Annotated in this window: 20 protein-coding genes; 10 read left to right on the forward strand and 10 right to left on the reverse strand. The window is 67.5% G+C overall.

Features of this window, described 5'->3' with window-relative positions; genetic code table 11:
- On the forward strand, positions 1-1,266 hold a 1,266-nt coding region (locus BDI24065_RS04850), incomplete at its 5' end, for an OmpW/AlkL family protein (RefSeq protein WP_175030244.1).
- Positions 1,267-1,356: 90 nt separating this feature from the next.
- Positions 1,357-2,316, forward strand: coding sequence for a polyphosphate kinase 2 (ppk2, locus tag BDI24065_RS04855; protein WP_175030245.1), 960 nt, complete (start codon positions 1,357-1,359; stop codon positions 2,314-2,316).
- A gap of 55 nt (positions 2,317-2,371) precedes the next feature.
- Here ppk2 and BDI24065_RS04860 read toward each other — a convergent pair whose 3' ends face one another.
- The 4 genes from BDI24065_RS04860 to BDI24065_RS04875 all read right to left on the reverse strand — a co-directional run bounded on the left by BDI24065_RS04860 (position 2,372) and on the right by BDI24065_RS04875 (position 5,450).
- A complete protein-coding gene (locus BDI24065_RS04860) occupies positions 2,372-2,662 on the reverse strand; it encodes an H-NS histone family protein (protein ID WP_175030246.1) in 291 nt (96 codons plus the stop codon).
- Positions 2,663-2,929: 267 nt separating this feature from the next.
- Positions 2,930-3,517, reverse strand: coding sequence for an IMPACT family protein (locus BDI24065_RS04865; protein WP_175030247.1), 588 nt, complete (start codon positions 3,515-3,517; stop codon positions 2,930-2,932).
- A gap of 393 nt (positions 3,518-3,910) precedes the next feature.
- Entirely contained in the window at positions 3,911-4,561 is a 651-nt protein-coding gene (locus BDI24065_RS04870; RefSeq protein WP_175030248.1) for a DUF2625 domain-containing protein, read from the reverse strand.
- Between the two features lie 31 nt (positions 4,562-4,592).
- A complete protein-coding gene (locus BDI24065_RS04875) occupies positions 4,593-5,450 on the reverse strand; it encodes a LysR family transcriptional regulator (protein ID WP_175030249.1) in 858 nt (285 codons plus the stop codon).
- 126 nt (positions 5,451-5,576) lie between these two features.
- Between BDI24065_RS04875 and BDI24065_RS04880 the strand changes: the two genes are divergently transcribed.
- Together BDI24065_RS04880 and BDI24065_RS04885 are read left to right on the forward strand one after the other, a co-directional pair.
- Positions 5,577-6,155: a DUF4865 family protein gene (locus tag BDI24065_RS04880; RefSeq protein ID WP_175030250.1), complete on the forward strand. Its 579-nt coding sequence runs from the start codon at positions 5,577-5,579 to the stop codon at positions 6,153-6,155.
- Positions 6,155-6,316: a hypothetical protein gene (locus BDI24065_RS04885; protein ID WP_175030251.1), complete on the forward strand. Its 162-nt coding sequence runs from the start codon at positions 6,155-6,157 to the stop codon at positions 6,314-6,316. Before BDI24065_RS04880 ends, BDI24065_RS04885 begins: the two co-directional genes overlap by 1 nt.
- 79 nt (positions 6,317-6,395) lie before the next feature.
- On the opposite strand, the gene BDI24065_RS04890 is transcribed toward BDI24065_RS04885, so the two are convergent.
- From BDI24065_RS04890 to BDI24065_RS04900, 3 genes are all read right to left on the reverse strand, one after another.
- Positions 6,396-8,597: a glycoside hydrolase family 3 C-terminal domain-containing protein gene (locus BDI24065_RS04890; RefSeq protein ID WP_175030252.1), complete on the reverse strand. Its 2,202-nt coding sequence runs from the start codon at positions 8,595-8,597 to the stop codon at positions 6,396-6,398.
- A gap of 455 nt (positions 8,598-9,052) precedes the next feature.
- The gene (locus BDI24065_RS04895; protein ID WP_175030253.1) at positions 9,053-10,120 is read right to left on the reverse strand and encodes a glycosyltransferase family 2 protein; all 1,068 of its coding nucleotides are present in this window, start codon (positions 10,118-10,120) and stop codon (positions 9,053-9,055) included.
- 75 nt (positions 10,121-10,195) lie between these two features.
- Positions 10,196-11,452, reverse strand: coding sequence for an oligosaccharide flippase family protein (locus BDI24065_RS04900; RefSeq protein ID WP_175030254.1), 1,257 nt, complete (start codon positions 11,450-11,452; stop codon positions 10,196-10,198).
- A gap of 492 nt (positions 11,453-11,944) precedes the next feature.
- On the opposite strand from BDI24065_RS04900, the gene BDI24065_RS04905 reads away from it, so the two are divergent.
- Positions 11,945-13,804: a serine aminopeptidase domain-containing protein gene (locus BDI24065_RS04905; protein WP_175030255.1), complete on the forward strand. Its 1,860-nt coding sequence runs from the start codon at positions 11,945-11,947 to the stop codon at positions 13,802-13,804.
- A gap of 163 nt (positions 13,805-13,967) precedes the next feature.
- Here the strand turns inward: BDI24065_RS04905 and BDI24065_RS04910 are convergent, their stop codons facing one another.
- On the reverse strand, positions 13,968-14,384 hold the full coding sequence (locus BDI24065_RS04910; RefSeq protein WP_175030256.1) for a hypothetical protein: 417 nt from the start codon (positions 14,382-14,384) through the stop codon (positions 13,968-13,970).
- Between the two features lie 127 nt (positions 14,385-14,511).
- Between BDI24065_RS04910 and BDI24065_RS04915 the strand changes: the two genes are divergently transcribed.
- From BDI24065_RS04915 to BDI24065_RS04935, 5 genes are all read left to right on the forward strand, one after another.
- Entirely contained in the window at positions 14,512-15,720 is a 1,209-nt protein-coding gene (locus BDI24065_RS04915) for a polysaccharide biosynthesis/export family protein (protein ID WP_175030257.1), read from the forward strand.
- A 54-nt stretch (positions 15,721-15,774) separates the two neighbouring features.
- On the forward strand, positions 15,775-18,042 hold the full coding sequence (locus tag BDI24065_RS04920) for a polysaccharide biosynthesis tyrosine autokinase (RefSeq protein WP_175030258.1): 2,268 nt from the start codon (positions 15,775-15,777) through the stop codon (positions 18,040-18,042).
- A 61-nt stretch (positions 18,043-18,103) separates the two neighbouring features.
- Positions 18,104-19,456: an oligosaccharide repeat unit polymerase gene (locus tag BDI24065_RS04925; RefSeq protein ID WP_175030259.1), complete on the forward strand. Its 1,353-nt coding sequence runs from the start codon at positions 18,104-18,106 to the stop codon at positions 19,454-19,456.
- 108 nt (positions 19,457-19,564) lie between these two features.
- Positions 19,565-20,623, forward strand: coding sequence for an acyltransferase family protein (locus BDI24065_RS04930; protein ID WP_175030260.1), 1,059 nt, complete (start codon positions 19,565-19,567; stop codon positions 20,621-20,623).
- Positions 20,624-20,643: 20 nt separating this feature from the next.
- Complete coding sequence (locus BDI24065_RS04935) at positions 20,644-21,909, forward strand: right-handed parallel beta-helix repeat-containing protein (protein WP_175030261.1); 1,266 nt, start codon at positions 20,644-20,646, stop codon at positions 21,907-21,909.
- Between the two features lie 36 nt (positions 21,910-21,945).
- On the opposite strand, the gene BDI24065_RS04940 is transcribed toward BDI24065_RS04935, so the two are convergent.
- Together BDI24065_RS04940 and BDI24065_RS04945 are read right to left on the reverse strand one after the other, a co-directional pair.
- Entirely contained in the window at positions 21,946-23,526 is a 1,581-nt protein-coding gene (locus tag BDI24065_RS04940; RefSeq protein ID WP_175030262.1) for a mannose-1-phosphate guanylyltransferase/mannose-6-phosphate isomerase, read from the reverse strand.
- Positions 23,523-24,185: a GNAT family N-acetyltransferase gene (locus BDI24065_RS04945; protein WP_175030263.1), complete on the reverse strand. Its 663-nt coding sequence runs from the start codon at positions 24,183-24,185 to the stop codon at positions 23,523-23,525. Before BDI24065_RS04945 ends, BDI24065_RS04940 begins: the two co-directional genes overlap by 4 nt.
- Positions 24,186-24,233: the final 48 nt, after the last annotated feature.

A 24,233-nucleotide genomic window follows, 5' to 3' on the forward strand; every position in this document is an offset into this window, starting at 1 on the left:
GACGCCGAGCCACGCTGGCAGGCCGGCGCGGACGGGATCGGCTTCTGGCCGGGCGGCGACGCAGACGGGTTCGATGCGAGCGCGTGGGCGACCGATGCGGGGCCGGCCCGCCGCGGGCGCGACGCTTCGGTCGACGGGCCGCCACCCGACGCCGTACCGTTCACCGCGCGCAAGATCACGCTCGGCCAGCGAACCAGTGGGGCGGGGCGCGCCTGCGCGGCAGCGCGCGACGACGGCACGGAAGGTATCGGCTTCGACGACAACGGCGCCGCCGGCGGCTGCGATCCGGCCGCGACACGCGATGCAACGGCGGATGACGCACCGGCCGGCGGTGTCGTCCACGCCGACCGGATGCCGTACGAACTGCATCCGATCGACCCGTCGCGGCTGCCCGATCTGCCGGCCGCCCAGGCGCCGCCGCTGCTGACGCAGCTGATGGGCGACGACCGCAACATGGTCGCCCTCGGCTGGCACTTCATCGGCACGACCGGCCGATCGACGCCCGTGACGACGCATACGGATGCACTCGGGCTGAACAGCTTCCAGAACCAGGGTTCGAGCCTGTCGCTCAGCAATACCAACACGCTGGCCTTTACGTTTACCCACTTTTTCTCGGAGAACTGGGCGGCCGAACTCGGCGGGGGCATTCCGCCGGTGCTGACGCTGCGCGGGCACGGCAGCATCGCGCTGCCGCTCGACCGGATTTTTTCCGGCGTCCAGGGGCGGTTTCCGCTGATCGATCTCGCGAACACGCAAAGCAACCCGCTCGCGACCACCCGCGCGTGGCTCGGATCCGTCGTGTTCAAGTATTACCTCGGCGAGCGCGACGATCGATTCCGCCCGTTCGCGGGCATCGGCATCAGCTATACGCGCTTCACGAACACGAACCTGAATCCCGTGTTCCAGCGCAAGCTCGCGTCGCTCGGCGGGCTGCTCGCGGCGGGCTCGGACATCGGCAGCCTGCAGTCGCTGCTGCTCGACCCGTCGCTGTTCCAGCGCATCTGGGATGCCGGCGGCGACCTGCTGCTGTCGGGGAAGACCAACGTGTCGGCCAAGGTGAAGAGCGTGTGGGAGCCGGTGTTCACCGTCGGCGCGAGCTACCAGATCACGCGCCAGTTCTGGATCACCGGCATGGTGACCTACATCCCGTTACGTACGAAGATTACGCTGGACATCGACCAGCCGAACCGCCAGCTCGCGTCGAACACGTTCGATATATCCGCGAACCCCGTGCTGGCCAGCGTGCTGCTTGCATTCCGCTTCTGACTGGCAGGCCGGCCCCTTTTTTCATGAATTTGACGCGCGACACTGGGATAATGTCGGAGTTTGGCTGCGTCATTGATGGAAGGAGGCCCCATGGGCGACAACGATACCCGTACCGAGACCGACAACCGCACCGATATGGAGTCGATGGAATCGATGGAGGCGCGCCAGCGCCGCTTCGAGGAAGATCTGGTCGACGCCTACGACGAAGAGCTCGAGATGGAGCTCGACGATCGCCGCTTCGACGACAACGACGACCTGCTGTTTTCGCAGGAGCGCCGCGAGGCGCGCAAGGAGTATTTTCGCGAGCTGTTCCGGCTGCAGGGCGAGCTCGTCAAGCTGCAGGACTGGGTCGTGAGCACCGGGCACCGGCTCGTCGTCATTTTCGAGGGGCGCGACGCGGCCGGCAAGGGCGGCGCGATCAAGCGCATCACGCAGCGGCTGAACCCGCGTGTCTGCCGGGTTGCCGCGCTGCCCGCACCGAGCAACCGCGAGCGCACGCAATGGTATTTCCAGCGCTATGTCGCGCACCTGCCGGCCGGCGGCGAGATCGTGCTGTTCGATCGCAGCTGGTACAACCGCGCGGGCGTCGAGCGCGTGATGAACTTCTGTACCGACGAGGAATACGAGGAGTTTTTCCGTTCGGTGCCCGAGTTCGAGAAGATGCTGGTGCGCAGCGGGATCCAGATCGTCAAGTACTGGTTCTCGATCACCGATCACGAGCAGGAAGTGCGTTTCCAGAGCCGGATCGACGATCCGCTCAAGCAGTGGAAGCTGAGCCCGATGGATCTCGAGAGCCGCCGCCGCTGGGAAGCCTATACGGCCGCGAAGGAAGAAATGCTCCAGCGCACGCACATTCCGGAAGCGCCGTGGTGGGTCGTGCAGGCCGTCGACAAGAAGCGCGCGCGGCTGAACTGCATTCACCATCTGTTGCAGCAGGTGCCGTATCACGAGGTGCCGCACGCGCCGATCGACCTGCCGCCGCGCGAGCATCACGAGGATTACATCCGCCGGCAGGTGCCGGACACCATGATCGTGCCGGACACTTACTAAGTGGCCAAGGTGGGTTCGATCCGGTGAAAGGGCGCGCCGTGCAACGCGGCGCGCGTTACTCCCGGATCAGGAACGCGGTGCGGTCGCGCCCGACGATCCATGCGGGTGCGCGGCCGCGCCCGCTCCATGTCGCGCCGGTTGCCGGGTCGCGATACTTCACGCCGACGGTGAACAGCTTCGCGCGATCGCTGTAACCCTGCCCGAAGATTTCCCGCGCGGTCAGCGCGTAGCTGGTGACGAGCTCGCGTACCTGCGCCAGCACCGCGTTGCGTTCACGGCTCCGTGCCGTCTTGATGCGCCGATCGAGTTCCGCAAGCTGGGCTTGCAGTGTCTTCACTTGATGCATGCGTCCGTTATCCCGAAGTCGAGTTTTGATTATTGGCGACGCGTGGTGAGCCGCACGTCAGCACGCCTGGCCCTGGCGTGCCGCCTCGGCCGGTGGCGGTTGCGTGCTGCCGGTGCCGGCCTGCAGGTAGAACGTATGCGGCGCGAGTCGCCGGGAACCCGATGAGATTAAGTGGCGGTGTGCGGTTTTTCTATCGGACGTATCTGATTTTTCGGCGGAGTTTGCCGGCAGCCGGGATGACGGGACAGGGAAGATGGTTGCCGTTCGTCACAGATCGGGAAAGCCCGATCGCCCTTGCGTCAGGTCGAACAACTCGGCGCGCGCATTCGCGTCGGCGGTCTCGGGCAGCTTGATCACGAGCTTGACCGTCATCCCGTACGCACTGTCCACCAGCTCGTAACCGGCCTGTTCGATCCAGCGGCGCACGCGCGCCTCCTCGGGATAGCCGATCTCGATCGCGAGCCGCGTGTAGCGGATGCGCTCGATGCGCTCGGCATCGAGCAGCGCCGACGCGATTGCATCGGTATACGCACGCACCAGGCCGCCCGCGCCGAGCTTCACGCCACCGTAGTAGCGCACGACCGCGCCGAGCACGCCATCGAGATCGTGATGGCGCAGCACTTCCAGGATCGGGCGTCCCGCCGTGCCCGACGGCTCGCCGTCGTCCGACATCCCCGATTGACCGCCCGCCAGCAGTGCCCAGCACACATGCGTGGCGGTCGGATGTTCGTCGCGCAGGCGCTGCAGCGCCTGCATCGCGGCGTCGCGGTCGTCGACGGGAATCGCGTACGCGATGAAGCGGCTCTTGCGGATCTCGAGTTCGCGGATGTAGGTGGTGGCGAGCGAGTACATCATGCGTCGCGACGGGAAAAGTGTAGGGAAATCAAGATGATGATGGCGTGTCGGTTCTTTTGATGCTCACCCGTGCAGGCGTGGGTCAACTGCATGGGCGGGATGAAGACAGAATTTTACCGTGGCGCGCGTCGATGCCTTTCAATGCCGCCAGGACACGATCCGGGCGATGTCCCGGAAACAGCGTGACAAGGTGCTTCGACGTGAACGGTGCGGTGGTGGCGAGCACGAGATACCCACCGATTTGCGGCGCCTGCCGGATGGCGCGCCTGGATCGTGGGCCTCGCCTCGAGCCCGTCGGGCGCGCCATCATGCCAAGGGGCGCTGTCTGCGCGACAGGAATTTATGGCAACTGCCGAATTAGCGGGTGGCGGCTATTCGATGGCTGGCGCCCGATCACGGTTGCCGTGCCGCCGTGGATCCCGGACTGACATGAAGCGCATACAGCTCGGACACGCTTGCCGCCTTGCGGCTGCTGTGTTCGACCGATCCTTCTGTCGTCCACAGGAACGGATAAAAGCTGAAGCATTGCTCCGTCGTCATATGCCGGACCTCAGCTTGCCAGCCCGGCCAACGCAAGTTCGCATAGAAGTCATGCAGCTTCTCGCCGAGCGACCAGCGCACGAAGTCGCCATACCCGATCTCGAGGGGCTCCCATTCCAAGGTGTCGGGTGCAAAGTAGTACACCGACCCCGTGTCGTCCCCGAGTGCGCCTCCGTTCAACGCGAAGAATCCGCCGACAGCGTCATCCGCGATCAACAGAAAACCGGACGATCGCCCGCTATTCCAGCCGACGATGTCTCTGGGCAGCCTGGGATGGCCGGACCCGAGCAAACGAAGGTAGCCGCCGTCCACGAGGATGCCGCCGGTCGAATAAGCGATTGTTCCCAAGGTCGATCGGGTCGATACCTGAAGCGCTGACAGAACTTCGCCACACCGGTCGGACGCGGGCAGTATTTCGCAACGGTGACGGGCTGCGGCGGCCCATTCGATCAAAGCGGGGAGCGCGGACTCGCGTTCGTTTACCAGTTCGTCCAGCGGGCGCATGGTTTTTCTCCGGGGTGGTTCAAGCGCGGCATCACCGCACGCCGACCGACGACCGCAGCGCCGCGCCCAGCGTGCGCAGTGCCTGCCGGGCCCGCGCATCGGTCAAGTTCGAGTAGAGCACCACGTCGCGTGTCGGCAAGGGCGGCAGCCCGTATCGCGCGCCCACGTCGACCGTCCCGACGGGCGCCACGCGATGCCCGAGCGCGGCGACGGCCAGCCCGGCGGACACCGCCGCGCCGATCGTCGCCACGCCGCCGCCGACGAACACTTCCGTCCACGCGACACCGGCTTCGTCCAGCGCACCGATCGCCATGCGTCGCACGCTGCACGGCTCGGCCTGCGTCGCGAGCCGCAGCGGTTGCGGCGGATGGTACTCGAAGTCGGTCGCGGCCATCCAGCCGAACGATTCCGACAGAAGGGGTTCCCCGTCGAGCCGCCGGCTGTCGTGCTGGAGCGCGACGGCGGCGTCGAGCTGGCCGCGGTCGAACGCCTCGAGCACGTCGCGCGACGCGGCGACCCGGATCTCCAGCACGAGCCCCGGTTCCGCTTCGCTCATGCGCCGAAGCAGCATCGGAAGATCGGCGCCGACGACATGATGGCTCACGCCGATCACGAGCCGCCGCTGGCCGGCGCCGAATGCGCCGACCGCACCCTGGTGAGCCGCCACGAGCTCGCGCGCCGGTTCCAGGAACGCGGTGCCGTCGGCCGACAGGCGAACCTGCCGCGGCGTGCGTTCCAGCAGGCGGCGGCCGAGGCCGTCTTCAAGCCGCTTGATCTTCAGGCTCACCGCGGACTGCGTCGTGTCCATCGCCTCGGCGGCCCGTGTGAAGCTCTTGAGGTCGGCGGTCAGCACGAATGCCTGCACGGCTTCGATGTCGAGCGTTTTCATCGCGCACTCATCCATTTATGAATCGAATCATTGAAATATTCTGCCATCGTCTTTTCAAATGATTCAAGGTCTTCTACGCTGTTCTCAGCCGTTCGGAATCTCCCTTTTCTTTTCCAGGAGTCGATCATGCTGACCGCGTACTACGTGCACCGCCTGCCGGCGGACTACGACCTCGACATCATCCGCAATCGCGTGCGTGAGCGCGGCAGGCTCTGGGACGACACGCCGGATCTCGTGTTCAAGGGGTTCCTGCTGCGCGAGGCGGGGTGCTACGGTGCAACGGAAAACGGCTACGCGTCGCTTTATCTGTGGCGCAACGAACAGGCGTTCGCCGGGTTCGTCACGGACGGCCGCTACCGGGTCGTGACGGACAGTTTCGGACGCGCGCCGATCGACGTGCAGGTCGCGCTGGATGCGCGCAAGGGCAGTGCGTCGACGGGGCGCTTCGTGCGTCTGGAAGCCGTCGATATTCCGGCGGACGCCGACCTCGATGCGACGCTGGCGCAAGAGGTCGAGCGCAATCGCGAAGCGGCGGCGCGGCAGGGTACGGTCGCGGCCGCCGTCAGCCTCGATCCGCTGCGCTGGCGGCTGACGCGCGTGCTCGTATCGGAACACGAACCGGGCGACGGCGGCGCGGGCACGGTGTATCAGGTCCTGCATCTGGCCAGGCCGTTGCTCGATACGCTCGAAGGGAGCGGGGGGTGATGGCCGGTGTCGCGGCGCGATCGCGGGCCGTGCCGGCGAGCGGTGCGGCATCTGCGCGATTGCCGGCCGGCCTGGCGATCACCGCGCACCTGTTCGGGATGGCGGCGGGAATCGCCGCGATCGTCATGCTTGCGACGTTGCTGGCGCTGCTTTTCCGGTAACGATCGCCGGTGATGCGGATGGGCGAATACGGAAGAGCCGGGCACGACGCGCGCGGCTCTTCCATTGGGTAACTACCGCTCAGTTCCCCTGCAACCGGATATCCCGCGACGACGCGCCGACATACACCGTCCCGCCCGGCACCACTCGCCAGCCGTTACGCGACGTATCCCACACGCTCTGCATCCGCGGCGATACGGTCACGCGCACGCGCCGCGTCTCGCCCGGATTCAGCCGGATCTTCTCCCAGCCGACCAGGCGCTTCGGCGGTTCGTCCTTGTACGGCACGCCCAGATAGACCTGCGGCGTTTCCGCGCCGGCGACGCGCCCGTCGTTACGCACCGTGAATGCGACGCTCAGCGCACCGTCCCATTGCTTTGACACCGACAGCCCCGAATACGCGAAGTGCGTGTACGACAGCCCATAGCCGAACTCGAACATCGGCTTGATGTTGTGCGCGTCATACCAGCGATAGCCCATGTTCAGCTTTTCCGCATAGACGGGATCGTTGTCGAACGCACCGTTTTGCCCCCAGGTCGGCGAATCCTGATCGCGCGCGGGGAACGTGACGGGCAGCTTGCCGGACGGATTGACTGCACCGAACAGCACGTTCGCGATCGCCTTGCCGCCGGCTTCGCCCGGGTACCACGCCTCGACGATCGCGGAGACCTGGTCCTTCCACGGCATCAGCACCGGGTTGCCGCTCTGGACCACGACGATCGTGTGCGGATTCGCGCGTGCGACGGCTTCGACGAGCGCATCCTGGTTCGACGGGTTCGCGAGGCTCAGGCTCTGGAGATCACCGAAATCCTCGCCGGCCGGCTGTGCGACCACGACGATCGCGACGTCCGAACGGCCCGCGAGTGCCGCGGCCTGGTCGATCTCCTGCTGCGTGTACGCGCGGAACGGCGACTGCTGGTCGCTGTTGCCCGCATATGTGACCTGCGCGGCCGGCGCGAGCGCGCGGATTGCCGCGACGATCGGCACGTCGACCTTCAGCCACGGATTGCGCCACCAGCTGCATCCCGTCGATGACCCGAACGTCAGGCCGCCGCAACCCGCGAACGATCCCGATACGGGGTCGCGCGTGTTGCCCGAGCCGCCGCCCGACAGCACGGCCGCATCGGCATGGCCGCCGATCACCGCGATGCGCGACAGCGCCGACGCGGCGAGCGGCAACTGGTTGCCGTCGTTCTTCAGCAGCACGATCGACTGCTCGGAAGCGGCCTGAGAGAACCGGTTCGCGGCCGCGAAATCGATCGTGCCGCCGCCCTTGGCCGGATCGTCCATCACGCCGACACGGATCATCACCGCGAGCTTGCGCCGCACCATGTCGTCGAGTCGTGTCGTCGACACCGAGCCGTTCGCGATGGCCTGCTTGACGGCCGCCGGCGTCAGGTACACGGTCGATCCGACGTCTTCTTCCTCGTCGAGCCCGGCGTTGATCGCGGCAGCGGTGCTGTGCGTCGCGCCCCAGTCGGACTGCACCTGGCCCTGGAAGCCCCATTCGTTCTTCAGCACGTCGTTCAGCAGGTGAGGGTTCTCGCAGGCATACGCGCCGTTCAGGCGGTTGTAGCTGCACATCACGCTGCCGGGCCGCCCGCGCTTCGCGGCGATCTCGAACGGCAGCAGGTAGAGCTCGCGCAGCGTGCGCTCGTCGATCTGCGTGTTGCCGCCCATCCGGCCGTGCTCCTGTTCGTTGCCGGCGTAGTGCTTGATGGTCGCGATGACTTTCTGCCGCTGCGTGGCGAGCGTGCGTTCGGCGAGCAGGTCGCCGGCCAGCAGCGGATCCTCGCCGAGATACTCGAACAGGCGCCCGCCGCGCGGCTCGCGTGCGAGATTGGTGCCGCCGCCGAGACCCATGCCGAACCCTTGCGCGCGCAACTGGATCGCGACCTGCTTGCCGTAGTCGTACGACAGGCGGCGATCCCAGCTCGCGGCGACGGCGATCGTCGCGGGGAACGTCGTGCTGGCCTGCGACGTGCTGCCGGAACCCGTCGCCGAATCGACCATGTTCAGGTCGGGGATGCCGAGCCGCGGCACGCCCTGGATGTAGCCGGCACCGCCGCCCGGCACTTTGGACATTTCGTATTGCGAATGAATGAACTGAAGTTTTTCGTCGAGCGTCATCTTGCGCACGAGCACGTCGGCGCGCCGAACCGCCGCGGCCGACGCAAACGCATCGGTGGCGTCGCCTTGCGCATTGAAATCGGCATCGCCCGCGTAGGCGGTGGTGCAGAGGGTCGCTGCCAGCACGACGGCCGGCCAGAGGGTGTCCCGCATGTTGCTCTCCATGATCGTATTGCCGGTTGTTCGGATGATGTCTGGAGCTGCGCACGTCCGGTGGATTCGCACCGGACGCATACGGCTGGCAATGCTGGGTGGTTGCGCGTCGGCATGCCAGGTCAGGCGGGGAATCGTTACGGCCGGTTGGGCCCGACCGGCGCACGCGGGCGGCGACGCACGGGCCGCCCGACACTGCCGAATCGGATGTAGCGATTCTCTGCAGCGACTAATGGTATGAATGTAGTTTGACTACAGCATCGGTGTTTATACCGATATGTCGGATCTTTCTTCGGCACGGTCGCGCAGCGGGATGAAAAGGCGGTCATCGTTCCCGATCTCGATCGTGCGGCAGCGTAAGAAGTACCTGAATACAGGTGTTTCGCGCGGAGTTGCGGTGACGCGGGCAGCCCGGCTCGTTGCGAACGCATCAAATGGCTCGCGTACGCCCGTCGTTATCGGGCGGCGCGGGCCGCGGTTCCTGGATCGGTCGACGGGCGGGCGCGCGCGAGCGGATTGGCGATGTAGCGAATCGCGCGGTCGCTGAGCGTCGATGACGGCAGCAGGCACGCGAGCGACAGTCCGGTGACGGCCAGCTTCTTGAACGGCCGCCAGAACGGATTGCGCAGCACGGTATGCCAGTAGCGGCCCGAATCGGACAGGAACCAGCGCCAGCGGCGCGCGAGCGGCGCGCGGTACAGCGTGCTCGCGAAGCGCGCCTTTTCGATCGAGAAGTCGAACGGTTCGGCCGGCAGCGCCTCGTGTAGCCGCGTGCCGGCAATCATGCGCAGCGTCGACCATCGGCGCGCGGACTTCAGCGCACCGGTGGCTGCATCCTCAGCATTGGCGAACGCAAGATCGGCCGTGCCGCGGTCGGCGTTGCCGGCGGCAGGGGCGGCCGGCGGGTGAACGCGATAGCCGCCGAGCGTCGCATCGATCATGTGAACCGCGCCGAGCAGCGCGATCCCGTAGATTGCATAGAAATCGGCGCCGTGCAGGTTGTCGGGTGTGACGGGCACCGGGAAGATGCGCCGCAGCGCGTCGCTCCGGTACGCGTTGCCCGACGCGGGCGGCGACGGATACAGCCAGCCCGCGCGCAGCAGGCGGCCGCAATCGGTGGCCACGCCCGACTGCGGGACCGTGACGCCCGTCGCGACACCTTCCCGCGTGATCACGTCGAGCCGGTAATGCACCTTCACGAAGTCGCCGGAGGCGAACGCGGTCAGCACGCGGGCGGCCGCGTCGGGGTAAAGCCGGTCGTCCGCGTCGAGCAGCAGCACATAGCGGGTCGCGACGTGCTCCAGCGCGCGGTTGTATGCAGCGACCTGCCCGCGATTCTCCTGGAAGACCGCTGCGATGCGCTCCCCGTACGAGCGGACGATGTCGCGGGAGTCGTCGGTCGAACCGTCGTCGACCACCAGGACGCGGATATCTTCGGCGGTCTGGGTGAGCGCGGAGTCGATCGCGGCGCGCAGATAGGCGCCGTGGTTGTAGTTGCAGATTGCGATGGTCAGGTCTGCCATGAGCGGTTCCCGCATGAACTGGGTTCGGGCTTCTCGGCGCGGGTAACCGGCAGCGCGCCGTCGTGCGGCCGGATGCTAGCGGCGCGCAATGGAGCTGCCGGGCAGCGGAATGCCGGCGCGATAGACGACCGCCGCGAGCGCGGCGGCGACCGCGGCCTCCGCGAGCAGTACGGCGGCCGCGGCACCCAGTTCCGCGAAGTACTTCGCGAGCACGGGAAGCAGCACGATGTTCAGGATGCCGGATGACATAAGGATGCGCGTGAAAGCCGTCTTCATGCCGAGCGGTAGCATGGTCTGCACGCCGAACAGGTCGGTCATGCCAGCCATGAACGGGATGAACGCCATCCAGCGCAGCACGTGAACCGTCGGTTCGTACGACGGGCCGTACAGGACGCGCACGGCCAGCGGGGCGCCGAAGAAGATCACGAGCGAGATGCCGAGTACCATCACGACCTGCACGACGAACAGCTTGCGCAGGAACGAGAACGCGTCGTTGCGCGCGTGCCGCATCAGGTAGCTGATGCGCGGATAGGTGGCGGCCTTCAGCGGCTGGAGCAGGCTGAGCGCCGCGCGGATCAGCTTGTCGCCGGCGGCGAAGTAGCCGGCCGCGACGTTGCCCGACACGAAGCCGAGCAGCACCGTGTTGGTCGATGCATAGAACGCAATCGACGTCGACGCGAGAAACACCTGCCAGCCGCCTTTCAGCGATTCGGCGATGTCGGCCACGCCGACGCGGACGAAGTCGATTTCGCGATGGAAGTACAGGTAGACGGCCAGTGCGATCGCCGACAGCACGGGCACCGCGGCGTTGACGATCATCGCTCGATCGATGTCCTCCGGGCTGTGCACGAGCGCGAACATCGCGGGCAGGCTCAGTACACGGCCGACGAACAGGATCACGCTGAGTGCGCGCAGCTTTTCCATCCCCTGGAAATACCAGCCGGGCGTGAAGGCGACGCCGGCCACCATGCCGAAGCCGATCAGCAGCAGGTCGCGATCCTCGCCGAAACGCCCGATCAGCAGGGTCAGTACCACCAGCACGACGAAACAGATGAGCGCGATCCCGATCTGCGCATACAGCGTCGCCCAGAAGATGCGGGAGCGTTCGGCGCGGTCGTCGCGTGCAAGCGCGATGCGCGGGGTGGCGGTCAGGTCGAAGCTGTAGCTCGTGCAGTTGGTGAGGTACGCGATCACCGCAAGCGAGAACGCGAGCTGGCCGTAGCCTTCCGGGCCCAGCGCGTGTGTCAGCAGCGGCGCGATCAGCAGCGGCACCGCATACATCGAAATCTGCAACGTCAGCAGCAGCAGGAAGTTTTTCTTGAGGTTTGACATTCGCTCGGTCGGCGCCGTTGGGTATCGCAGGGCGGCGGGTAACGTGTTGCCGTACGGATGCGCGGCCGGTCGGCGCTGACCCGGCTGCGGGGATTCGCGCCCCGTTCCGGCACTGCCGGTGTCGACCGGCGTTGCCGGCACGGCCACATCGTATGGCGGCCATGATACGGGCCGGGCAACGGGGCATTGTTCGCGAGCCTACCGTTCGCGGATTCGGTTCGCATGACGGAATGAATCGCGAAAGGGGGCACGGCGTTGTGTCGTGTCGGTGATGAATGCATTTGTAAGCTGGCGCACCGAAGGCCGGTCGGGCCCGATGATTTAATTGGGCGCATGGAATACGGCGAGCGGGCCGCGCAGGGGCGCGGCGGATGGCTGCAGCCGGTTCCTGCCAGCGCCGGCCTGCGGCTGGAAGTGCGCCATCGCACATTCCGGCGGAGCCACCGGCGCGGTTGTGCACGGAAAAACAAATACCGATCCGAGGAGTACCGAGTGAAGCCGATAACGTTCGGCAGCTGCGTCGGGTGGCTGCACGAAGGACAGACGGAACAGGGCGTGATCCTGTGCGAATCGCTTGGCCATGAGGCTGCATGGACGCACAAGCTCTTGCGGGCCGTCGCGGAGCGCCTCGCCCACGCGGGCATCACGGTGTTGCGGTTCAACTACCCAAGCGCCGGCGATTCGGCCGGCGACGATCTCGACGCCGGACGGTATGCCGCCAGCGTCGACAGCATTCATCATGCGATCGACCTGTTGCGCGACGCGGCCGGCGTGACTGCGCTGACGCTCGTCGGCATCCGTGCGGGCGCGTTGTTCGCGATGCTGGCAGCGGCAGGTCGGCGCACGTCGCCGCGTGTCGATGCGATGGTGGCGCTGTCGCCGGTCGTGCGCGGCCGTGCGTACCTGCGCGAGCTGTCGTTCGTGCATCGTCAGTGGCTCGACACGATGCCGCCCGCGACCCGCGCCGCGCACCGCGACGAACCGTGCAAGAACGTGCTCGGGCATCGCTTCCCGGCCGAATTCGTCGAGGCGCTGAAGGCCGTCGATCTGTGCGACGTCGTGCGCGATGCGTCGGCGCTGCCCGGCGCGATGCTGCTGATCCAGCCGGAGCAGGGCGACGGGCAGGCGTTGCGCGACGCACTCGTGGCGCGCGGCGTGGAAGTGACGTGCGATTCGTTCCGCGAATGGCCGACGACGATGCTCGACGGCACGCGTTCGCACCTGCCGCACGCGGCGATCGACACGCTGGTGGACTGGATCGTCGCGCGCGCACCGAGCCGTGACGCCGCCGCGGCAGCAGCCGGCGTTCCGCCGCGCGCCGTCCATGCATGGAGCGGCGAGTCGGCGGCGGCGCTCGACATGGGCGACATGACGGAGCAGATCGTCGCGGTCGGCCCGAACCGGCTGGTCGGCGTGCTGTGCCGCCCGGCCGACACACGGCCGCCGACGCCGGCCGGTCCGGCGCTCGTGATTGCGAATACGTCGACGAATCCGCGCAGCGGCGAAGGGCGCTTCGGCGTGCGTCTGGCCCGCACGCTGGCCCGGGCCGGCGTGACGACGTTGCGGATCGACGTGAACGGCGTGGGCGACAGCGGGCCCGATGCACCGGACGACCAGTCGGGCGTCGTGTATTCGCCGCAGGCAATCGACGACGTCGCGGCGGCCGCCGACTGGTTGCGCGCGCTGGGTCATCCGGACGTGGTCGCGGCCGGTATCTGTTCGGGTGCCTACGCGGCGTTGCATGCAGCGGTGAAAACGACGTCGCTCGGCGGCGTGATCGCGATCAACCTCGCACGCTTTGTGTGGCCCGCCGGGCTCACGCTCGAAGCGGCGCAGAAGCAGCGGATCAACTCGGTGCGCGGCTACTGGCTGTCGGTGCGCGACTGGCGTCGCTGGAAGCGGCTCGTCCTCGAACGGCGCGACGTGCGCCCGATCCTGCGCGCGGTGGCCGCGAACGGGATCGCACGGATCAGCGTGCCCGTGAAGCGGGTGGCCGCGCGTATCGGCTGGAAGCCGCGCGCCGATACGCCGCGCGGCGTGATGCGCGAACTCGCGCAGCGCAACGTCCGGACAATGCTCGTCTACGGTGCGCTCGATCCAGGCATCGACGACGTCCGGCGTCACTTCGGTGCGGTCGAACACGCGTTCCGGCGCTCGCGCCATGTGCGCCTGCACCTGATGCCGCAGGTCGACCACGCGCTATACGGCATCGCGGGAACCGCGGCCGTGATCGATCTCTGCACGCAGGTGTTGAGCGGCGACTCGGGGTGGACCGTCGTACGTGTTTCCGATCCGTCGGCACCGGACGCGGCCGGTCGGCCCTACGCGAACGTGTCGGTCGGAAGTTCCTGATGCGCGCCGCGCGAGGTTCGGCGGTTGGCAGGGCCGGGTGCGATCTCCGTTCAAATGAAGATCGGCGTTCGGTGGGATTGCTCACAGACGCGCCCGTCGCCCCGGTGTCCAATCCCGTATCGGTGCATGCGTGGTTGCACCGGCGCAGGACCGGGCGGCGGCGTCAGTCCGTGTCACCCGGCTGCGCGTAGGGCGACGTGGTGTACGGCGATGCGTACAGCGTGCCGGTATCCCACGCACCGTCGCCGGATGCGCTGGCTGCTTTCGGGCGGCCCGGCCGGCTCGGCGCGAGCGGCCGGCGCAGCACGCCGCGGGCACGCGATTCCGGTTCCGCGTCGGCGCTGGTGCCGGGAAACGCAAGGCCCGGCGCGGCCGAATCGGAAGCCGGCGTCGCGGCGCCGACCGTCGCGGTCTGCGCCGAACGCTGCCGCGGGACCGGCACGGTCGGCACGATCGCCGCCGGCGAGGTGAAGGCCGGCGTATCGGCCGGGTCGGCGCGCAGCGTTTGCGCATCGGCGGTGCAGGCGAAGCCGGCCGACAGGATGCAGACGAGCGACGAAAGCGACAAGGAGCAGTTCATGACGAATCGTACGGAATGACGTGCGGTGACGAGGGAAGCGCGGCGCCGCAATGCGAGCCGCGCAGGCAAGCGTAATGCCGGAGCCCGCCGCGTTCGGCGGGTTACCGCACAGTATCGGAAGGACATCATGTCAACGACGACGCAAAAGGAATCGACACGCGCGATGCGGCAGCCATGCACGCGCTGGCTGTCGCGCGTGGCGCTGGCGGCGACCGTGTGCACGCTGAGCGCGTGTGCGTTCTCACCGGGCATGACGTATCACCCGCCGGCCGAGCGCGACGCGAATGCGCGCGTGAGCGCCGACGCTTCGGGCGCGGGCGGCCTCGACGGCGTGCAGAACGTGTCGAGCGAAGACCTGATCGAGATCACGCCGGCGTTCGTCGAGCAGCATGATGCGGCACAGCATGCGAACGTCGACGCCGAGATCCGCCAGTTGTTCGGCACGCCGAAGCCCTACGTGATCGGTCCCGGCGACGTGCTGAACATCGTCGTGTGGGATCACCCCGAGCTGAACCTGCCGACGACCCAGACGACGGGCGGCGGCGATGGTGTGGGTGCCAGTTCGGTCGCGACCGGCTACACGGTGGACGCGAGCGGCAGCGTGCAGTTCGCGTATGCGGGCCTCGTGCACGTGGCGGGACTGACCGAGGCGCAGGCGCGCGCGGTGCTGACGAAGCGGCTCGGCGAATACGTGCGCAAGCCGCAGATCGCGGTGCGCGTCCAGGCATACCGCAGCAAGCGCGTCTATCTCGACGGCGAAGTGCGCACCCCGGGGCTGCAGATCGTCAACGACCTGCCGATGACGCTGCCCGAGGCGATCGACCGCGCAGGTGGTTTCACCGCGACGGCCGACCGCTCGCAGGTGTCGGTGACGCGCGGCAACAAGACCGTGATGGTAAGCCTGCCGGCAATGCTGCGGGCGGGCATCAACCCGACGAGCATCCTGCTGCGCGACGGCGATCTGGTGCGTGTGCGCGCGGCGAGCGACAGCAAGGTGTTCGTGCTCGGCGAGGTGTCGCGTCCGGCGACGCTGACGCTGACCGACGGCCGCATGAGCCTTGGCGAAGCCCTCGGCGATACGGGCGGCGTCAGCCAGTACACGGCCGATGCGCGTCAGGTGTTCGTGGTGCGGCGCGGGCCAGGTAACCGGCCGCAGGTCTATCACCTCGACGGGCGTTCGCCGGCTTCGTTCGCGCTCGCCGACCGGTTTCCGCTCGAGCGTCGCGACGTGGTGTTCGTCGATGCGTCGTCGCTGGTGCGCTGGAGCCGCGTCGTCAACCTGCTGATTCCGTCGTCCGCGCAGGGTGCGCTGACGGCCAAGGCCATTTCGCCGTGAACCTCGTGACGGATCGCGCAATTGCGATGCGTCGCGTCTACGGGACCGACCTGTATGAACGCCCAGACTCTCCCTGACCCGCACGACGGGCCCGCGCTGCGGCCGTCCTATCCATACCGCCGCTACTGGGCCATGCTCCATGGCGGCCGGCGGCTGATCCTGTGCGCGGCGCTCGCCGGCGCGCTGGCCGGGACGCTCTACGCGCTCTGCGCGCGCCCGGTCTACCGGACCGATATCCTGTTCCAGGTCGAGCAGAGCCCGACCGAGTCGAAAACGAACTCGCCGCCGGGCGATCCGTCGTCGGTATTCGACCTGAAGACGGATGCGTCGACCGAGATCGAGGTGCTGAAATCGCGCGCGGTGATGGCGCGCGCGGTCGACGATACCAACCTGGCCATCGATGCACGGCCGCATTACCTGCCGGTCATCGGCTGGCGGTTCGTGAACGCGGCCGACGGGTTGTCGTCGCCGCTGCCGGGCGGTTACGTGTACGGCACGGAGCGCATCGACGTCCCGACCTTCGACGTGCCGAAGCGTTTCGTCGGCAAGCATTTCGCGCTCGTCGTGGGCAACGGCGGCACCTATACGCTGCAACGCACGGGGTTGCTCGGCAGGACCGGGCCCGTCTGGCAAGGCAGGATCGGCCAGCCGCTGCACGTCGAGACGCCGCAGGGGCCGCTCGACGTATTCGTGCGCGACGTGGCTGGCGAGCCCGGCGCACGCTTCGACCTGACGCGCTACGGCGACGAAGAGGCGACCGCGTGGCTGCAGAAGAACGCGCTGATCTCGGAACGCGGCAAGCAGTCGAACATGATCGGCGTGACGCTCGACGGCCCCGATCCCGTGCACGACAGCCGCGTGCTGAACGCGGTTGGCGACGCATATCTGGCGCAGAACACGCAGCGCAAGTCCGAAGCGGCCGACAAGCTGATCCGCTTCATGGATGCGCAGCTGCCGCAACTGAAGGCGCAGCTCGAAAAGGCCGAAAGCCGCTTCAATGCGTTCCGTGCATCGCACGGCACGGTCAATACGAGCGACGAAGGGCTCGCGCTGCGTCAGCAGTCGGTCGACATCGAGACGCGCGTGCAGACGCTGCAGCAGCGCCGCGAGGAACTGCTGACGCGGTTCATGCCCAAGCATCCGGCCGTCGTGGCGGTCGACGCGCAGCTCGCCGATGCGCAGCATTCGCTCGACACCGTGCGCAAGCAGATCCAGCAGCTGCCGACCGTCGAGCAGGGCGTGCTGCAACTGCAGCGCGACGTGGCCGTCGATACCGCGCTCTACACGAACCTGCTCAACACACGTCAGCAGATGATCCTCGCGCGGGCCAGCAAGACCGGTACCGTGCGGATCGTCGACGCGGCGAAGATCGCGGAGACGCCCACCGGGCCGCATCGCGGGATGGCGGTGATCGCGTCGCTGCTCCTCGGCCTGCTGGCTGGCGTCGCGGTCGTGATCGTGCGACAGCGGCTTGCCGGCACGGTCGGCGACGCCGAGGAAATCGAATGGTCGACGGGATTGCCGGTGTTCGCGGCGGTGCCGCACAGCCCGCCGTCTGAACAGAGCGTGTCGCCGTCGGAGGCCGCGCGGCGCCGTGCCGGACGCAAGCCGGCGCTGCCGGTGGCACCGGAGGGCGCGGCGCTCGAAAGCCTGCGCAATTTCCGCACGGCGCTGCAACTGGCGATGCCCGACGCGCCGAACCGCGTCGTGCTGATCTCGGGGCCGACGACGGGCGTCGGCAAGTCGTTCGTCGCGGCGAATCTCGCGTCGCTGGTGGGCGCAGCGAAGCGCCGCGTGCTGCTGATCGACGCGGACCTGCGCAAGGGCTCGCTGCACGAGCGGTTTCGCTTCACCCGCGCGCCGGGCCTGTCGGACGTCGTGGGCGGCTCGCACGGGTTCGACCAGGCGATCAAGCGCGATGTGATGCCCGGCCTCGATTTCATGCCGATGGGCAACGTCGTGCCAGATCCGGGCGAATTGCTGCTGCAGCCCGCGTTCGCCGAACTGATCGAGCGCGTCGCGGCGCGCTACGACATGGTCGTGATCGACAGTCCGCCGCTGCTGCCGGTGGCCGACGCGCTGGTGCTCGGGCGCCTGGCCGGAACCGTGTTCCTCGTCGCGCGCAGCGGCGTGACGACGCTGACGGAACTCGACGAAAGCGCGCGGCGGCTCGAGCACGCGCACATCGACGTACGCGGCGTGATCCTGAACGACTTCAAGGGCGCGCCGGGGCGCTACGACTACGGTTACACGGAGGCGAACACCCATCAGGCGGCATCCGGCTACGCAGGCGTGATGGGTGCGCGCGGCCCGGCCGGCTGAGCGGCGAGCGCGTGGCGCCACGCGACAAGGTACGCACAGGCGAAGCAATGGAACGGACATCATGAACAATCGAGTGGCGGCCCGCTCGCGCATGCGGCTGCGGCAGCCGGCGATGCGCCGCCGGGCGGTTCGCGCGGGCCGCGCGGACGGTTACGCGGGTTACTGGTGGGAAGATCCGGCACGGCTCGTGCTGCTCTTCATCCTGCCGTTGTACGGGCTGCTGTCCATGAGCCTGCTCGGCGACCAGAAGTCGATTGCGCGCCTCTATTTCGACGGATATTCGGCGTTCGCGGGCGGCCTGTTCCTGCTGGTGCTGACGGCCGCCGCGTGGTTCGCGACGACCGACGCGCAGGTCCGGCGGGTGGCGGACGACGGGCCGGCCGAGCTGTCGCCGCGCGTGCTCGATTTCGTGTTCGCGCTCGCGCTGTTCGGCTATCTCGTGATGATGAGCGGCGTGCTCGCGCATCCGGCCGTCCTGCTGCAGTTCCTGACCGGCACGGCGAACACGTTCGAGCTGATCGAACTGAAAGGACGCGTCACGGGCCTGAGTTCGTTCACGCAGGCGACGGCGCCGTTCGTCGCACTGTATTTCTACGTGTTCAGGACGCCGGTCAAGGGCTTCAATCGCTACAAGGCATACCTGGCCGTACTGGTCGTGCTGACGTTGTTGCGCAGCTTCATCTTCGCGGAGCGGCTCGCGGTCATCGAGATCGCATTGCCGTTCGCATTGATGGTCGTGCGGTTCCGGCTCGGCCGCAAGCGGCTGCGGCTGCTGGCGCTCGGGCCGTATGCGGCGATCCCGCTGCTGCTCGGCCTGTTCATCGTGAACGAATACAACCGGTCGTGGGAAACCTACTACATCAACATCTACGACAACATCTTCGATTTCGCGCTCGAACGCCTGGGCCTGTACTACTCGACATCGCTGAACAATGGCGCCGGGATCCTCAACGTGCTCGGCTGGGGCAACGGGCATCCGATGTTCACGTTCGACTGGCTGCTGCACTTCCCGGTGATCGGCTCGACGCTCCAGCCGTGGCTCGACTCGGGCGACAGTGTCGACCTGTTCCTGAAAAGCTATGCCGATCCCGAGTTCAACAACCCGTCGGGCATCTTCGTCCATTTCTACGAATGGGGCTGGTTCGGTCTGCTGAACGCGGCGTTTGCCGGCTGGGTGTTCGGGCGCGGCTATGCGGGGTGGCGCAGAGGAAGCGGCTTCTGGTGCTGTGCGCACGCGGTGCTTTATGTGTCGCTGATGGAAATCCTGCGAATTCCGAACCTGTTCAGCGGCCGGGACTTCGTGCCGGTCGTGCTGCTGATCGTCGTGTTCAGAGGGTTCGTGAAGCGGCCGGAACGGGCGTCGACCGCCGCCGCGAGCGGCGTCGCGATCCGGCATACGCCCGACATCGGCTAACTGTCGCCCAGCCCACAGTCTTCCGTGGCCGGGATGCATAAAGTGGAGCCTCTCACGACCACTTGCCATGCACGCGGGCCCTGACGGGGCAGCCGCATCGACCTCCACATGACTACGACTGCACGCGAAACCAGCCTCGACGTCGCCCGCGGCGCGGGGATCATTCTCGTCGTCTACGGGCACGTATTGCGCGGCGCCGTGTCGTCGGGCCTCGTGCCGGCCGGCGTACCCGAGACCGTGTTGGCCTGGGTCGACTACGTGATCTACACGTTTCACATGCCGCTGTTCTTCTTCCTGTCCGGGCTGCACGTGTGCAGCTCGTTGCGCGGCGCGCCGCAGCGGTTCATGGGGGCGAAAGTACGCACGATCGTCTATCCGTACCTGCTGTGGTCGATCCTGCAAGGCGGCGTGCAGATTGCGATGGCATCGCACGGTACCAATCATCCGTTCACGGTCGGCGACCTGCTGGCGATTGGCTGGCGGCCGTTCGCGCAGTTCTGGTTCCTGTACGCGCTGATGCTTTGCATGATCGGTGCATGGCTGCTTGCGCGATGCGTGCCTGCCTTCCTGCAGACGCCGATACCGCCGCGCGTCCGCGGCGCGCTCGTGGCAAGCGCGATGCTCGGACTCGCGATCGGCGCGGCGACGCAGTGGGGCATCGTGTCGACCACGCTGATGAACTGGCCGTTCTTCGTGGCCGGCGTCGTTGCGTCGCGTGCGTTGCCGGGCTGGCTCGAGCGCCACAGTCATCGTGCGGCGTGCGCGCTGACGGCGACGGGCTTCGTCGTGGCGGTGGCCTTCGCGCACGGCGTCGGGAGCGCAACGAGCGTCTGGGCCGTTCCCGCTGCGTTCGCCGGCATCGCGCTGATGCTGCAGCTGGCCTATCGCCATGCATCGTCGCCCGCGCGTGCCGGCTGGCTCGCGGCGATCGGGTACGCGTCGATGCCGATCTACCTGATGCACATCCTGGTGATGGCCGGCGTGCGCATCGTGTTGATGCGCGTCGGCGTCGGCAGTCTCGCGACGCACCTCGCGATCGGCACGCTTGCCGGCGTGGCGGTGCCGATGGCGGCTTACCGGATTGCGCTGCGCACGGGCACCGCGCGCGTCGCCGGATTCCCGGCATGGCCGGGGCGCCGAGCGGCCGTGCGGCCGCAACCGGCATGACACGCGTGGACGTAGCCCGCATGACTGGACGCCGATGCCTTTCCCGTCTTTGCTGCGCGATGCTCGGCATGTGGATGAGCGCCGGTCCCGCCGTCGCGACACCCGCCGAGAAGGTGGCCCACGCGCCTCAGGCGGCGCAGGCGACGATCCACGCGAGCGCGCCGGATGCCCATGTCGCCCCGACCTCCGACGGCGCCGATCAGGCAGACGCACTGCAACGCGCGCTGGACGCGCTGCAGCCGGGCCAGCGACTTGTGTTCGCGCCGGGGCGCTACCTCGTCGGCCGTTCGCTCGTCGTCCGGCAAGCGCAGGTCGTGCTGTCGGGCTATGGCGCGACGCTGAGTGCGACAGTGCCGGACGACCAGACGATCGAAATGCGCGGCACGGGCACGACGATCGCCGGATTCCGGCTGGCGGGAACGGGCTCGACGCGGATGGGCACACCCAGGTCGACCAAGATCGAAGTGACGGGGCGCGACGTGCAGGTGCTCGACAACGCGATCGTCGGCGGTGGCGGCGGCATTTTCGTGTTCGGCGGAACGGATGTCGCGATCGTCGGCAACGAGGTGCAGGCGACGCTGGCGGACGGCATCCACATCACGCACGGTGCGCGCAATGTGCTCGTGCGGGGCAACGTCGTGCGCGGCACCGGCGACGACATGATTGCCGTGGTGAGCTATCAGGGCGACGGCGTGCTCAGCCGCAACGTGCTGATCGCCGACAACTCGCTCGAGGGCAACGCGTGGGGGCGTGGCATCACGGTGGTCGGTGGGGCAGACGTGACGATCGCGAACAATGTCGTGCGCAACGTGCAGGTGAGTGCGGGCATTCTCGTCGCGCAGGAGGACAGTTCACGGACCTACGGCGCGTCCGGCGTGCTGGTCGAGAACAACGAGATTTCCGATATCCAGAACGCGGCCGGCCGGACCGATCCGCGCCCGCTGACACAGCAGGCCGCGATCGACGTCAGTACGTGGTCGGGCTCGGTGACGCGCGTGGTCGTGATCGGCAACCGCGTGTCGCGCGCGCGGTTTGCCGGCATTCGCGTGTGGGGAAACGTGTCGCAGTACCGGATCGCGGATAACCGGTTGTCCGCGATCGGCGGGATGCCGGTGCAGGTGGGTGGGGGCGGGTGCTGTACCGCGGGCGGCGCGAAGGCCGCGCAGTCCGGGGCGCCGGTCGCGCAGCCCGCGTCGATCGACGCGGTCGGGGCCGACACGTCGGCGTTGCCGCATGTGCGCGAAGCGCTCAGGCAGGCGCGCCCGCCGCAGCGCGGCATCGATTGACGAATCGATGTACGCGCCGGCGTGCGCAGCACGCGATTACCGCGCGACGTTTCCCTCTACGACCTGCGCGTGCGGTTCCCGTGCACCGAGCGGCACTGCGTGCTGTTCCGGCAGCGTGTCGACGACCGGGCGCCCGTACTGGTCGTCGAAGCGCACGATATCGTCTTCGCCGAGATAGTTGCCCGATTGCACTTCGATGATTTCGAGCGGAATGCGGCCGGGATTCTCGAGGCGATGGACTTCGCCGACGGCGATATAGGTCGACTCGTTCTCGCTGAGCAGGAAGATCTCGTTGCCGCGCGTCACCTTCGCGGTGCCGCTCACGACGATCCAGTGCTCGGCGCGGTGATAGTGCATCTGCAGCGACAGCCGCTTGCCCGGTTCAACGACGATCCGCTTCACCTGAAACCGCTCGCCGAGATCGATCGAGTCGTAATGCCCCCACGGACGCTGCACCTTGCGGTGTTCGCTCGCCTGGGGGCGCTGGTCGCTCTTCAGGCGCGTGACGATGTTCTTCACGCGCTGCACGTCGTGCTTGTTCGCGACGAGTACCGCGTCGGGCGTTTCGATCACGACGACATCCTTCATGCCGACGCACGCGACGAGACGGCCTTCCGAACGCACGAGGCTGTCCTGCGTATCCTCGAGCACGATCGGGCCGCGGGCCACGTTGCCGTGGTCGTCCTTCGGCATGATTTCCCAGATCGCATCCCACGTGCCGACGTCCGACCAGCCGGCCGAGAGCGGCACCACGATGCCTTCGATGCCGAGTTCGCTGCTGTCGGCAAGGCGCTCCATGACCGCATAGTCGATCGAGTCGGACGGGCAGGCGTCGAAGGCCGCGGCGTCGATCCGGAAGAACGGCTCGTCGGCGACGCCCGCGCGCCACGCCGACTCGCAGGCTTCATGGATCTCGGGCGCCAGTGCGCGAATTGCCTTGAGCCAGACCGAGGCGCGCGTGACGAAAATGCCGCTGTTCCACCAGTAGTCGCCCGACTGCAGGTAGCGCTCGGCGAGCGCCGCGTCGGGTTTCTCGACGAAGCGTCCGATCGAATAGCCGCCTTGCCCGCCGTGGCGGCTCGTACGCGGCTCGCCGACCCGGATATAGCCGTAGCCCGTTTCCGCACGGCGCGGCAGCACACCGAGCGTCACGATCGCGCCTTCCTGAGCATAGCGTGCCGCGCGCGCAATCGCGTCCTGGAACGCGCCGACATCGGCGATCACGTGATCGGCCGGCATCACTGCGAGCACGGGGTCGTCGTCGAACACGCCGGCGTCGAGCGCAGCAAGCGTGAGCGCCGGAGCCGTGTTGCGCGCAGCGGGTTCGAGCAGGATGCGGGCGGGCGCGGCACGGTCGATCACTTGCGCGGCGCTCATGATGCGATGCTGTTCGCCGCACACCAGCAACAGCTTGTCGCCCAGCACCGCGTTCGCGATGCCGTTCAGGCGGCGCGCCGTCGCGGACAACGGGGATTCGTTCGAGGTCAGCTCGATCAGCTGCTTCGGAAACTGTTCGCGCGACAGCGGCCAGAGACGCGTACCGGAACCACCGGCGAGGATGACCGGCAGGATGCGTGGAAGGTCGGGTGCGGGAACCGGGCGTAGGGTGCGTGTCATCGGTTGGCTCCGGTATCGGCGGGCAGCCGGTTGTGTACGCGTCCGTCGGCACGCGCGTCTTCGTTGCGGGGCCGGGTCGTCGAAACGGTCCGGGACAGCAGCTGGCGCAGCGCGCCGGCGGTGCGGTCTGCGGGCCGGATCATGCCGACGAAAGGCGCACCCTGTTCGAGATACGGTCCGTATGCCTTGCGGAATCCGAAACGTTTGTAGAACGCCTGGCGCGGCGCGGGAACGTGCATGCGCAGCGCGGCGTCCGGCCATGCGGCCAGCGCGGCGGTCAGTGCACGTTGGAGCAGGTGTTCGAGCGTATCGCCGTCGCGGCACGCTTCGCTCGTCAGTACCTTGTCGATCACGACGTCCGGATCGATGTCGTCGCCGGGCAGGAGCCGTGCGTAAGCCGCGACTTCCGCCGCGTCGCCGTTGCGCACGGTTGCATAGACGTGCAATGCGCCCGCGTCCTTGCCGTCGATGTCGAGATGGGTATGCGCATCCTCGACGACCAGCACGGCGTTGCGCGCGCGCAGGATTGCATAGAGATCGACGGCGCTCAGATGTTCGAATTCACAACAATGCCATTCCATGATGCGGTCCTCGCGTGAAACCTTCAGCACGCCGTGCCGCACGAACACGTTCGTCCGGTGCGAAGCGGCGATGATCATGATGCGGATGCTGCGCGCGCCGGTCTGTTCGAAAGCTTACCCACGCTC

This window comes from Burkholderia lata (assembly GCF_902499025.1).
Classification (GTDB): domain Bacteria; phylum Pseudomonadota; class Gammaproteobacteria; order Burkholderiales; family Burkholderiaceae; genus Burkholderia; species Burkholderia lata_C.